At 73.8% G+C, this 12077-nt stretch carries 10 protein-coding genes; 3 read left to right on the plus strand and 7 right to left on the minus strand.

The window, feature by feature from the left end:
• Nucleotides 1–223 precede the first annotated feature (223 nt).
• Together ACZ7MX_RS08115 and mshA are read right to left on the minus strand one after the other, a co-directional pair.
• On the minus strand, nt 224–781 hold the full coding sequence (locus ACZ7MX_RS08115) for a type III secretion system chaperone family protein (protein ID WP_472130372.1): 558 nt from the start codon (nt 779–781) through the stop codon (nt 224–226).
• The gene (gene mshA / locus ACZ7MX_RS08120) at nt 774–2144 is read right to left on the minus strand and encodes a D-inositol-3-phosphate glycosyltransferase (protein ID WP_472130374.1); all 1371 of its coding nucleotides are present in this window, start codon (nt 2142–2144) and stop codon (nt 774–776) included. Before mshA ends, ACZ7MX_RS08115 begins: the two co-directional genes overlap by 8 nt.
• Before the next feature lie 188 nt (nt 2145–2332).
• Between mshA and ACZ7MX_RS08125 the strand changes: the two genes are divergently transcribed.
• Nucleotides 2333–3157 (plus strand): class I SAM-dependent methyltransferase, encoded by an 825-nt coding sequence (locus ACZ7MX_RS08125; RefSeq protein ID WP_472130376.1) that lies wholly within the window; start codon nt 2333–2335, stop codon nt 3155–3157.
• Between the two features lie 30 nt (nt 3158–3187).
• On the opposite strand, the gene ACZ7MX_RS08130 is transcribed toward ACZ7MX_RS08125, so the two are convergent.
• A complete protein-coding gene (locus ACZ7MX_RS08130; protein ID WP_472130378.1) occupies nt 3188–4075 on the minus strand; it encodes a helix-turn-helix transcriptional regulator in 888 nt (295 codons plus the stop codon).
• A gap of 140 nt (nt 4076–4215) precedes the next feature.
• Here ACZ7MX_RS08130 and ACZ7MX_RS08135 point away from each other — a divergent pair, with 140 nt between their 5' ends.
• The gene (locus ACZ7MX_RS08135; RefSeq protein WP_472130380.1) at nt 4216–5223 is read left to right on the plus strand and encodes an aldo/keto reductase; all 1008 of its coding nucleotides are present in this window, start codon (nt 4216–4218) and stop codon (nt 5221–5223) included.
• Nucleotides 5224–5235: 12 nt separating this feature from the next.
• Here the strand turns inward: ACZ7MX_RS08135 and ACZ7MX_RS08140 are convergent, their stop codons facing one another.
• From ACZ7MX_RS08140 to ACZ7MX_RS08150, 3 genes are read right to left on the minus strand one after another with little or no spacing between them, the layout of a single operon-like run.
• The gene (locus tag ACZ7MX_RS08140) at nt 5236–5703 is read right to left on the minus strand and encodes an NUDIX hydrolase (RefSeq protein WP_472130382.1); all 468 of its coding nucleotides are present in this window, start codon (nt 5701–5703) and stop codon (nt 5236–5238) included.
• On the minus strand, nt 5700–7043 hold the full coding sequence (locus ACZ7MX_RS08145; protein WP_472130384.1) for a CHAD domain-containing protein: 1344 nt from the start codon (nt 7041–7043) through the stop codon (nt 5700–5702). The genes ACZ7MX_RS08140 and ACZ7MX_RS08145 overlap by 4 nt, the downstream gene beginning before the upstream one ends.
• Complete coding sequence (locus ACZ7MX_RS08150; protein WP_472130386.1) at nt 7027–9309, minus strand: RNA degradosome polyphosphate kinase; 2283 nt, start codon at nt 9307–9309, stop codon at nt 7027–7029. The genes ACZ7MX_RS08145 and ACZ7MX_RS08150 overlap by 17 nt, the downstream gene beginning before the upstream one ends.
• A gap of 973 nt (nt 9310–10282) precedes the next feature.
• Here ACZ7MX_RS08150 and ACZ7MX_RS08155 point away from each other — a divergent pair.
• Complete coding sequence (locus ACZ7MX_RS08155; RefSeq protein ID WP_472130388.1) at nt 10283–10882, plus strand: GNAT family N-acetyltransferase; 600 nt, start codon at nt 10283–10285, stop codon at nt 10880–10882.
• A gap of 76 nt (nt 10883–10958) precedes the next feature.
• On the opposite strand, the gene mshD is transcribed toward ACZ7MX_RS08155, so the two are convergent.
• A complete protein-coding gene (gene mshD, locus ACZ7MX_RS08160; RefSeq protein ID WP_472130636.1) occupies nt 10959–11879 on the minus strand; it encodes a mycothiol synthase in 921 nt (306 codons plus the stop codon).
• Between the last annotated feature and the right edge of the window lie 198 nt (nt 11880–12077).

The following is a 12077-nucleotide window of genomic DNA, read 5'->3' on the forward strand; positions in this document are numbered from 1 at the left end:
CCCAACGGGAGGGGACGGGCCGGAGGGGCCTTGTTCGTGGACGTAAAGCGCCAGCAGTCCACGAACAAGGCCCCGCAGGCCAGTCACCGCACCCACCACAAACCCAGCCCGCCGCAGGCGCAACGGTGAGCGACCCCCGCGGCGCAGCAGACAGCCACGTGCGGCGCGCCGCAAAGCGCAACGGCGAGCGAGCCCCGCGGCGGGAGAGACGGGTACGTGGGGCTCAACGCTCCCGCGTGAGATGCGTGAACGCATCCAAGTTCCGCGTCGGCTCTCCCCGCGAGACCCGCCACGCGTACTCCTTGCGGATCGCGGTGGCGAAGCCCATTTCGAGGAGGGTGTTGAAGCTGCCGTCGGCGTTTTCGAGGACGGTGCCGAGGATGCGGTCCAGCTCGTCCGGGGTGACCGCGACGAGCGGCAGCTTGCCGACGAGGTAGATGTCACCGAGCTTGTCGATCGCGTAACTCACGCCGTAGAGGCGGGTGTTGCGCTCCAGGAGCCACCGGTGCACGGCCTCGTGGTTCTCGTCGGGGCGGCGGACGACGAAGGCGTTGACGGAGAGGGAGTGCCGGCCGACGAGGAGGGAGCAGGTCGTCGACAGCTTGCGGGTCCCGGGGAGCTTGACGACGTAAGCGCCGTCGGACGGGGACTCCCAGTCCAGGCCGGCGTCGGCCAGCGCCGTCTCGATCACCCGTCGTGCGTCCGCGGGGCGTACGTCCGCAACGGGGCGTACGTCGTCCGCCGGTCGTGCGTCGTCAGCCTGGGGCAGGTCGTCAGCCATGGGCCGATCGTAGGTGACGCCGCCGCTCCTGCATGGCCGCGGTGTAGACGTCGCCGGTGGCCGCGGCGGCGGTGTCCCAGCCGAAGGACTGGGCGTGCCGGGCGGCGTCGGCGCCCATGCGGGTGGCGAGGTCCGGGTCCCGGAGGAAGCGCTGCAGGGCGCGGGCGTAGTCGGCGGGGTCGTGGCCGGAGACGAGGAAGCCGCTGACGCCGTCGCGGACGGCCACCGGCAGCCCGCCGACCGCGGCGGCGATGACCGGGGTGCCGCACGCCTGGGCCTCGATGGCGACCAGTCCGAAGGACTCGCTGTACGAGGGCATGACCAGGACGGAGGCGGCGCGGTACCAGTCGGCGAGCTGTTCCTGGCCGACCGGCGGGCGGAACCGCACGAGGTCGGCGATGCCGAGCCGGGCGGCGAGCTTCTGCAGCCCCTCGGGCTTGGCCAGGCCGCTGCCGCTGGGGCCGCCGACGACCGGGACGACGAGCCGGGAGCGCAGCGAGGGGTCCTCGGCCAGCAGGGCGGCGGTCGCGCGCAGCAGGATGTCGGGGGCCTTGAGGGGTTGTATGCGGCCGGCGAAGAGCGGGATGACCGCGTCCTGGGGGAGGCCGAGGCGGGCGCGGGCGGCGGCCCGGCTCTCGGCGATGCCGTCGCTCGTCGGCCGGAAGCGGTCGAGGTTGACGCCGGGGTGGACGACCGCGACCCGGCCGCGGTCGGCGTCGTAATGCCGGATCAGCTCGTCGGCCTCCTCGTCGGTGTTGGCTATCAGGCGGTCGGCGGCCCGGACGACCTGGGTCTCGCCGATGACCCGGGCGGCCGGCTCGGGGGTGTCGCCGACGGCCAGGGCGGCGTTCTTGACCTTGGCCATGGTGTGCATGGCGTGCACCAGCGGGACGCCCCAGCGCTCGGCGGCCAGCCAGCCGACGTGGCCGGAGAGCCAGTAGTGGGAGTGGACCAGGTCGTAGTAGCCGGGGCGCTGGCCGGCCCAGGCCTGCATCACGCCGTGGGTGAAGGCGCACAGCTGGGCGGGCAGGTCCTCCTTGGCCAGGCCCTCGTACGGGCCGGCGTCGACATGGCGGACGAGGACGCCGGGGGCGAGGTCGACCGCGGGCGGGAGGGTGCCGGTGGTGGCGCGGGTGAAGATCTCCACCTCGATGTTGATCGAGGCGAGCTTCTTGGCGAGCTCGACGATGTAGACGTTCATGCCGCCGGCGTCGCCGGTGCCGGGCTGGTGCAGCGGGGAGGTGTGGACGCTGAGCATCGCCACCCGGCGCGGACGGCGCGCGCCACCGGGCAGACGCAGCCGCGACGGTCCCGGGAACGGCCCATGGGGACGGCTGCGGAGCCGGGACACATATGGGCTCACGTCGAGCTACCTCCTAGCCGGGGCGCGGCGGCACGCCACCGACCTGCTGCAACAACACATCAGGGCCATCCATTTCCGTCCGGCGGCCCATCGTCGCACTTTGCCAAAGTGTGACCGTTCGGTGCACGTGACCGATCGCACGTGACCGCGGGGCAAGGAGGTCCCCGGCTCCCCATACTCTCGAAGCCATGCCCCGCCGCCCCGCCCCCGCTCACCCCGCGCCGACCCGGCCCGTCGGCAGCGCGACCCGCGGGACCACCAACCCCAACCGGCTGCGCCGGATGGACCGCTGGATCGCCGCGGAACACGGCGCCGCGCTGCGCCGCTCGGCCGACCCGGTCGCGGTCGACCTCGGCTACGGCGCCGCGCCCTGGACCGCGGTCGAGCTGCTGGGCCGGCTGCGCACGGTGCGCCCCGACGCCCGGGTCGTCGGCATAGAGATCGACCCGGCGCGGGTGGCGGCCGCCCGCCCGTACGAGAAGCCGGGGCTGGACTTCCTGCACGGCGGCTTCGAGGTGCCGCTGCCCGGCGACCGGGGGCGGGCGCCGCTCCTGATACGGGCCGCGAACGTGCTGCGGCAGTACGACGAGGACGAGGTGGCCGCCGTCTGGCGGCGGCTGTGCGCGCGGCTGGCCCCCGGCGGGCTGCTGGTCGAGGGCACCTGCGACGAGATAGGGCGCCGGCACGTATGGGTGGCGCTGGGCCCCGAAGGGCCCCGCACGGTCACCTTCGCGGCCCGGCTCGGCACCCTGGAAACCCCCTCCGACCTGGCCGAACGCCTCCCCAAGGCGCTGATACACCGCAATGTGCCGGGCGAGCCGGTGCACGCCTTCCTGCGCGACTTCGACCGGGCCTGGGCGGCCGCCGCCCCGCTGGGCGCGCTCGGTGCGCGGCAGCGGTGGCGGGCCGCGGTGGCGTCCCTCGCGGCGGACTGGCCGCTGGCCGGTGACCCACGGCGGCGGCGCCAGGGCGAGGTCACCGTGCGCTGGGAGGCGCTGGCGCCGCGCGGGTAGCACCCGCGCGCATCAGGCCCGGCGCTGCGGTCACACCGCCAGCGGCCTGGCCTTGGGCCCGCGGGCCGCGGCGGGCCGGGCCGCCAGCTCGCGCAGCCGCCGCTCGGTCGTCGAGCCGCGCGGGGCCGTGTACGTGACCAGCGCCTGGTCCGGGTCGGTGGTCAGCCGGAAGCTCTCGAAGGTGATCTCCAGCTCGCCGACGTCCGGGTGCCGCAGGCGCTTGGTGCCGCGCAGGCACTCGTGCACCGACTGGGCCTCCCAGAGCCGCCGGAAGTCCGCACTGCGCGCCAGCAGTTCATTGACGACGTCGCAGATCCGCGGGTCGTCCGGGTGCCGGCCGCTGTCGGCGCGCAGATTGCCGACCACCTCGACGGCCTTGTCCTCCCAGTCGGGGTGCCGCGCGCGTGCCGCCGGGTCCAGGAAGACCAGCAGTGCGGTGTTCCGCCGGTCCGGGAGAAGCGCGTCCAGGTCGAAGGCGATCCGCCCGCCGAGCGCGTTCCAGGCCAGGATGTCCAGGCCGCGGCCGATGACCATGGCCGGGACGGTGCTCGCCATGGCGTCCAGCAGCTGCCGGATCTCCGGCCGTACGGTCTGGCCGCGGACCGCCCGGGGCGCGCAGTCCGCCTCGCTCCGCCGCCGGGGCACGGCGATGTTGCGCAGGTACGTCACCTCGCCGCCGGACAGCCGCAGCGCCCGCGCGATGGCGTCCAGGACGGAGTCGGAGATGGCGGGCGCCCGGCCCTGCTCGATGCGGGTGTAGTAGTCGACGCTGATGCCGGCGAGCTGGGCGACCTCCTCGCGCCGCAGCCCGCGCACCCGGCGGCGGCCGATCCCGCTCGGCAGGCCCAGGTCGGCCGGGTCCAGCGCGGCGCGGCGCGCCTTGAGGAACGAGCTGATCTCGATTTCCGCGTGCAGCATCCGTCCAGTATGCGCGCGGCGCCGCATGGGTGGTTCCGCCGGACCCAGGCTGCGACGGGCCTGGTCCGCTCCGGCCGGCCCCAGCAGTCTGGGGCGCACGCGGTCGTCAGAACGAACCGACAACGGACAGGGAGCAGCTCATGCAGCGCAGGATCCTCGGCGGCACCGGCATCTCGGTCAGCGAGTACGCGCTGGGCGCGATGATGCTCGGCGCCCTCGGCAACACCGACCACGCCGACTGCGTCCGCATCGTGCACCGCGCACTGGACGCCGGCATCAACTTCGTGGACACCGCGGACATGTACTCCGCGGGCGAGTCCGAGGAGATCGTCGGCAAGGCCCTCAAGGGACGCCGCGACGACGTCGTACTGGCCAGCAAGTTCTTCAACCCGATGGGCCCGGACGCCAACCACGGCGGGGCGTCCCGGCGTTGGATCGTGCGCGCCGTGGAGGACAGCCTGCGCCGGCTGGACACCGACCACCTCGACCTCTACCAGGTCCACCGCCCCGACCCCACGACCGACATCGACGAGACCCTGTCCGCGCTCTCGGACCTGGTCCGCTCCGGCAAGGTGCGGGCCATCGGCACCTCGACGTTCCCCGCCGAGCAGATCGTCGAGGCCCAGTGGACCGCCGAGCGCCGCGGCCACGTCCGGTTCCGTACCGAGCAGCCGCCGTATTCGATGCTGGCGCGCGGGGCGGAGAACGCGGTGCTGCCGACCGCGCAGCGCTACGGCATGGGCGTGCTGACCTGGGGCCCGCTCAGCGCCGGCTGGCTCTCCGGCCGCGATCTGTCGGCCAGTTCCCGGGCCGCCCTGGAAAGCCGGAAGTTCGACCTGGCGGTCCCGGAGAACGCCCGCAAGGCCGAGGCGGTCCGCGCCCTGTCCGAGGTCGCCTCCGACGCCGGCCTCACCCTCCCCCACCTGGCCACCGCGTTCGTCCGCTCGCACCCGGCGGTGACCTCGGTCATCATCGGCCCGCGCACCCTCGACCAGTTGGAGAGCCTGCTGGACGGCGCCGACATCACCCTCGACGCGGACGTCCTGGACCGGATCGACGCCATCGTCCCCCCGGGCACCGACCTCAACCGCATCGACAACTACTACCTGCCTCCGGCCGTCACGGACCCGGCGCTGCGGCGCCGCTGAACCGGCCCGCCCTCACGCCAGATGCAGTGCGGCGAGCAGCGCGTCGACCAACGGCCGGTCCCGTTCCTGGGTGAGGCGGTGGCGGGCCTCCTCCGGGGGGAGCCACTCCAGCCGGTCGACCTCGTCGGTCGGCGTGAACGCTCCCCCCATCGCCTCGGCGGCCCAGTAACGGACCTGCTTGGGGCGGCCGTTGGCGAAGTAGTAGGAGGTCGGCAGGGGGGCGCCGGGGCGGCAGTCCATGCCGGTCTCCTCGGCCACCTCGCGGACCGCTCCGGCCAGGGCGTCCTCGCCGCGCTTCAGTTTGCCCTTCGGGTGGGACCAGTCGTCGTACTTGGGCCGGTGGACGAGCGCGATCTCCAGGCCGTGCTCGGCGGAGGGGCGGCGGCGCCACAGCACACATCCCGCGGCCTGCACCGTCTTGCGGGCGTCCGGCTTGCGGGTGTCCGGCTTGTGGGCCGGGGGCTCTCCAGGTCCCGTCATCGTTCCACCCCCTTCAGGGCCTTCTCCCGGGACAGCCAGACGCGGCCGAAGGCGTAGCGGGCCGCCTCGACCTGGTGGCGCTGGTCGGCGTGGAGGACGCCGAGGGCGTAGGCGGTGGCCGGGGCGATGCGGGGGGTGCGGGCCGCGGCGGCGGCCGCTGCGGCGGCCTCGGCGGCGTCGCGGTGGCCCTCCAGGAGCAGGGCCGCCTCCGCCAGGCGGGGGTCGGCGTACTCGGGGACGAGCACCTCCTGGGCGTAGCGGCTCAGCCGGAGCAGCACCCGGACCTGGTGCCAGGGCGCGTCCTGGCGGGCGCCGTCGGCCAGCGCCTCGGCGTTGTACGGCTGTCCGGCGCGGACCAGCGGCAGCCCGCCGACCGCCTCGGCGAGCCGGCGCGCGGACTGCTCGGCGAGCGGCGGCAGCGCCTCGGCGGCCGGGACGTCCGCGGCCGCGCGGGTCAGTGGCACCTCGGAGGCGAGCACGGCGACGGAGTCGGCGACGGCGTGGAAACGGGACGAGCCCAGGGCCTGGAGCGCGGCGGTGTGAGCGCGGGTACGGGCGAGGGTGAGCTGGCGGTCCAGCAGCGCCCCGGCCCGCGCGGCACCGGCGGCCAGGACGGCATCGGCGTCCGGGACGGCGGTGTCGCGCCCTTCGAGGGAGCCGGTGTCGGAACCGGTGCCGGAGCCGGTGTCCGTACCGGAAGCCTCCGTCGTGCGGACGCCCGTGGAGCGGGTCCCGGCGGCCGGTTCGGCGCCGCGGCCGGTCCGTACGCCGCGGCCGGTGCGCGGGGCGCGGTCGGTGCTGCGTTCAGGGCGGTCAGGGCGGTCGGTGCGGCCGGTCAGCCGCGTCAGGGCGGCCATCAGCCGGTCGCGGCGGGCCGCACAGGTCTGTTCGCGGGCCAAGGTGCCGGACAACCAGCCCAGTTCGGCGAGGAGTTGGTCGGCCCAGACCTCCTCGGTCAGCGGCCGGAAGGTGTGCAGGGTGGCGCTGATCCGGCGGGCGGCGCGGCGCAGCCGGCGGGCGGCCGCGCCGGCGCCCTCGGCGTCCGGGCCGCTCTCCCGGTGCAGCCGCAGACTGCGCAGGAAGTCCGCGGACTGCTGGTGGAGGTAGCCGGCGAGCACGTCCTCGGCGGTGCGCCCGGCGAGGTGCGGGCCGACGGCGGGTCCGGTGCCGGCCGCCGGGTCGTCGTACGGCTCCGATGGATCGTACGGTCCGTACGGTCCGTAGGGTCCGTAGGGTCCGTCCACCACCGCGGCACGGGCGCCGGCCGCCCCGCCGGGCTCGCATCCGGTGCCGAGGAGACCGGCCGGCCCCCCGGTCCGCTGGTCAGGTCGCTGGGCCACGCCGGCGCCTCCGGGCGTCGATGAGCATTTCCTGTACGTTGCGCAGCGGCGCGCCGTCCGCGTCCACGGAGCGCCGGGTCCAGTCGCCGTCCGGGCCCAGGTGCCAGGAGGACGTGGTGTCCGAGGTACCGGTCTCCAGGAGCCGGGTGAGGGAGGCGCGGTGCGCCGGGTCGGTGACCCGGACCAGCGCCTCGATCCGCCGGTCGAGGTTGCGGTGCATCATGTCGGCGCTGCCCAGCCACACCTCGGGCTCGCCGCCGTTGCCGAAGGCGAAGATCCGGGAGTGTTCCAGGAAGCGGCCGAGGATGCTGCGGACCCGGACGTTCTCGCTGAGGCCGGGCACTCCCGGGCGCAGCGCGCAGATGCCGCGCACCCAGATGTCGACCGGCACGCCGGCCTGCGAGGCGCGGTAGAGCGCGTCGATGACGGCCTCGTCGACCATCGAGTTGACCTTGATGCGGACGTACGCGGGCCGTCCCGCGCGCTGGTGCGCGATCTCCTTGGTGATCCGCTGTATCAGACCGTCGCGCAGCGACTTGGGGGCGACCAGGAGGCGGCGGTAGGTCTCCCGGCGGGAGTAGCCGCTCAGCCGGTTGAAGAGGTCGGAGAGGTCGGCGCCCACCTGCGGGTCGGCGGTCAGCAGCCCGAGGTCCTCGTAGAGCCGGGCCGTCTTGGGGTGGTAGTTGCCGGTGCCCACGTGGGAGTAGCGGCGCAGCATGTCGCCCTCCTGGCGGACCACGAGGGAGAGCTTGCAGTGCGTCTTCAGGCCGACCAGGCCGTAAACGACGTGGCAGCCCGCCTCCTCCAGCTTGCGGGCCCACTTGATGTTGGCCTGTTCGTCGAACCGGGCCTTGATCTCGACCAGCACCAGGACCTGCTTGCCGGATTCCGCCGCGTCTATCAGGGCGTCGACGATCGGCGAGTCACCGGAGGTGCGGTAGAGGGTCTGCTTGATGGCGAGGACGTCGGGGTCGGCCGCGGCCTGCTCCAGGAACGCCTGCACGGAGGTGGAGAAGGAGTCGTAGGGGTGGTGCAGGAGGACGTCGCGGGCACGCAGCGCGGCGAAGATGTCGGGCGCCGAGGCCGACTCCACCTCGGCGAGGTCGCGGTGGGTGCCGGCGACGAACTTGGGGTACTTCAGCTCGGGCCGGTCCAGCGCCCCTATGCCGAACAGCCCGGTCAGGTCCAGCGGGCCGGGCAGCGGGTAGACCTCGGCGTCGGAGATCTTCAGCTCCTGGACGAGCAGGTCGAGCACCGCGGGGTCGATGGACTCCTCGACCTCCAGCCGGACCGGCGGGCCGAACCGCCGCCGCATCAGCTCCTTCTCCAGCGCCTGGAGGAGGTTCTCGGCGTCGTCCTCCTCGACCTCCAGGTCCTCGTTGCGGGTCACCCGGAACATGTGGTGCGCGCGCACCTCCATGCCCGGGAACAGCTCCTCCAGGTGGGCGGCGATGACGTCCTCGATGGGGACGTAGCGCTGCGGGGAGGCTTCGAGGAAGCGGGAGAGCAGCGGCGGGACCTTGACCCGGGCGAAGTGGTCGTGGCCGCTGACCGGGTTGCGGACGACGACGGCCAGGTTCAGCGAGAGGCCGGAGATGTACGGGAAGGGGTGCGCGGGGTCCACCGCCAGCGGCGTGAGCACCGGGAAGATCTGCTGGCGGAACAGGGTGAACAGCCGGGCCTGCTCCTTCTCGGTCAGGTCCGGCCAGCGGATCAGATGGATGCCCTGGTCGGCGAGGTCGGGGGCGATGTCCTGCTGGAAGCAGGCGGCGTGCCGGGCCATGAGCTCGCGCGAGCGGGTCCAGATCAGGTCCAGCACCTCGCGGGGCTGGAGGCCGGAGGCGGAGCGGGTGGCGACGCCGGTCGCGATCCGCCGCTTGAGTCCGGCGACCCGGACCATGAAGAACTCGTCGAGGTTGCTGGCGAAGATCGCCAGGAAGTTGGCGCGTTCGAGCAGCGGGGTGGCCGGGTCCTCGGCGAGTTCGAGCACCCGCTCGTTGAACGCCAGCCAGCTGCGTTCCCGGTCCAGGAAGCGGTCGGCGGGCAGCTCCGCGCCGTCCACGCCCACCACGCCCTGGTCCACGTACGCGTCCGGGTCGGCGTCGAGGTCGGGTTCCAGGCCCGGCACCGTCCCGCGGACCGCGTGCGGCCGGTGCGCGGCGATGGAGCCCACGGAAGGCTGGGCCGAGGGGGCCGGGGCCTGTGGGGGCCTGGTGGCCGGCATCTCGGGCTGGACCGGTGCCTGAGCGCTGGGCTGCTGGTTCATGGCCTTATTCTTCCGCGTTCCGGGGGTTCCAGGCGCGTCAGGAGGTGGCGGCGCGAGACGGAGCCTCGGGTTGGGGAGGTTCGGCACAGCGGGCTGCATTCAGCGATGCTCGCAACCGACCTTGAATCAGCGGTAACGCGGATATGGCGCAGAAGCAAGCGGGACGCTACGGCGCGGGGCCGGGGGCCGGGCCGCGGGCGGCACCCGGCGGCGGGCTGTGCGGTGCCGCCGACACTGTGTCACCACACCGTCGCGCTGTCACCACGTCGCCACCCGGTCGCCGCAACCGTTACCCAGGAGAAATAGCCCCGGCTTCCCTGAGCACGACCTCATGCACGTCGAGGGCGCATCCGATTTCTCGCGCAGACCCTTCCGCGCCACAGCAAAGGAATTCGAACGAAAGATCTTCGCGGCGAAAGGGCCGCGACCGGGAAATGCGAAAGAAACCCATCGAGCGAGCAGAAACCCATGAGCTCCCGCAAGGCCGTCATCGCGCCGCCCCCGCCCGTCACGCCGTGCCGGCCCGCCGGGCGAGCGGCAGTTGACGGGCCGCCAGTCGAGGGGCCCCGGTGCTGCGCCGGGCCCCGTCCCGGATCGCCGGACCGGACCGGCGCATACCGAGAAACACCTGGGAAAGGCGCCGGAAAACCGGGGAAGACCAGCAAAGGAAGACCACGAAAAGACCGCAGAAGGCCACCGAAGGCAACCGAAAGACCCGGAGAAAGAGCCGGAAAGAAAACGAGATTGATGATGACGGCGTACCCGGCAGAGGGAAAAGGCGGGCGCACAGAGCCGTCCGGGGGTCGTTCTGCGTCTTCCGGCCGTTCCGTTACCGACGGGGACAGGTGCTGACTGGCGGTGATGAGCAGCTGTGGACGACCCGCAGCCGGCCCCGGCCGCTTCCCGAGCGGCGCCAGGCACCGGCCCGGAAACCCGGCTGCGACCGCCGACTCCGCTCCGTACGCTGACCGGCGTGTCCACGCCCCCCGCGCCCGCGGCCACACCGCTCCCCTACACGCCCGCCTACCCGATACGCGCCCCCCGCCTGGACCTGCGTCCGGTCACCGAGGACGACTTCGCGGCGATCCACAGTTACCAGCGCCTCCCCGAGGTCTGCCGCTACCTCTACTGGGGCCCCCTGGACGAGGCCGGCTCCCGGGCCTCGGTCGCGGCCAAGTCCCGCCGCACCACGCTGCGCGACTCCGGCGACTTCCTCCAACTCGCCGTGGTGGTCCGAGAGACGGGCACGCTGGTCGGCGATGTCAGCTTCGTCCTCCGAAGCCGGGAGCACCGCCAGGGCGGCATCGGCCATGTCTTCCACCCCGCGCACGCCGGCCGGGGCTACGCCACCGAGGCAGCCCGGGCGCTGCTGGCGCTGGGCTTCGAGGAGCTGCGGCTGCACCGCGTCCAGGCCGAGTTGGACGGCCGCAACACCGCCTCGGCCCGGCTGCTGGAACGGCTCGGGATGCGCCGGGAGGGCCATCTGCGGGAGAACGAGTTCCTCGACGGCGATTGGTCCGACGAGGTCGTCTACGCGATGCTGGCGCGGGAATGGCGGGCGCAGCGGCGCTAGCCCCGACGCGCGGGGCGGCCCCCGGCCGGACCGCCCGGTCGGACCGCCCCGCCCGCGCGCACCCGCCCGCCGGTGCTCAGGTCTCCGACCGGTACATCAGGTCCGTCTCGTGCGTGACGAACCCCATCCGCTCGTAGACGCTCACCGCCGCCGCGTTGTCGGCGTCGACGTAGAGCATCGCGGTCGGCAGCCCCTGCCCGGCCAGGTGGCGCAGCCCGACCGAGGTCAGCGCCTTGCCGAGGCCGCCGCCCTGGGCGCCCGGCCGGACACCGAGGACGTAGACCTCGCCCAGACCCTCCTCGGCGTGCACCTTCGTCCAGTGGAAGCCGACCAGCCGCCCGCCCTTCTCGGCCAGGAAGAAGCCCTTGGGGTCGAACCACGCCTCGGCCTTGCGGTCGTCCAGGTCGCGCTGGGCCAGCGAGCCCTGCTCGGGGTGGTGCGCGAAGGCCTCCGCGTTCACCTCCAGCCAGGCCGCGTCATCGATGCCCGGCTGGAAGGTCCGTACGGTCACGCCCTCGGGCAGTACGGGCTCGGGCAGCTCCAGGTCACCCAGCGAGCGCCGCATCTGCCGCAACTCGCGGAACATCGTCAGGCCCAGGGTCTGCGCGAGGTGCCGGGCGGCCGGGTGCCCGCCGTGCGCCCAGACCCGCAGCCGGCGCCCGGACAGCTCCAGCAGCTCGGTGCCCAGCGCCCGGCCGTGCCCGCGGCCGCGGTGCCCGGCGTGCACCACCAGCTCGGCGGCCGGCGCCTCCACCGGGTCGGTGTCCTCCAGCTGGCCGTAGCCGACCAGCAGCTCCTCGCCCGCCTCCCCGTGCGCGTACACCAGCACATGCGCGACACCCGGGCGCTTGCCGCCCCGCAGCTGCAGCCGTCCCTGTTCGGACACCGCGGGCTGCCCGTCGGTGCGCGCGGCCCGTTCGATCAGCTCCAGAACGGCCTCGGCCGTTTCCGGCGCGACCTCGTCGACCACCTGGATCCTGCGGCCGGTCCGGCCCATCTCCTGTGCAGCGTCAGTCATGTGTGCAGCGTACGACCCTGCCGGGGTCCCGCAGTGGCATCAGGGCGCGGCCGCCCCGATCTGCCCGCCGGGCCACGCCGGTGCCGCCTGCCGGGCCACGCCGGTGCCGCCCGCCGGTCCGGCGCTCACCGGCAACCGTCCCGTAACCCGGCACCCCCTGTTGCGCTACGCGCGTCA

The organism is Streptomyces sp. NPDC107765, assembly GCF_055657085.1.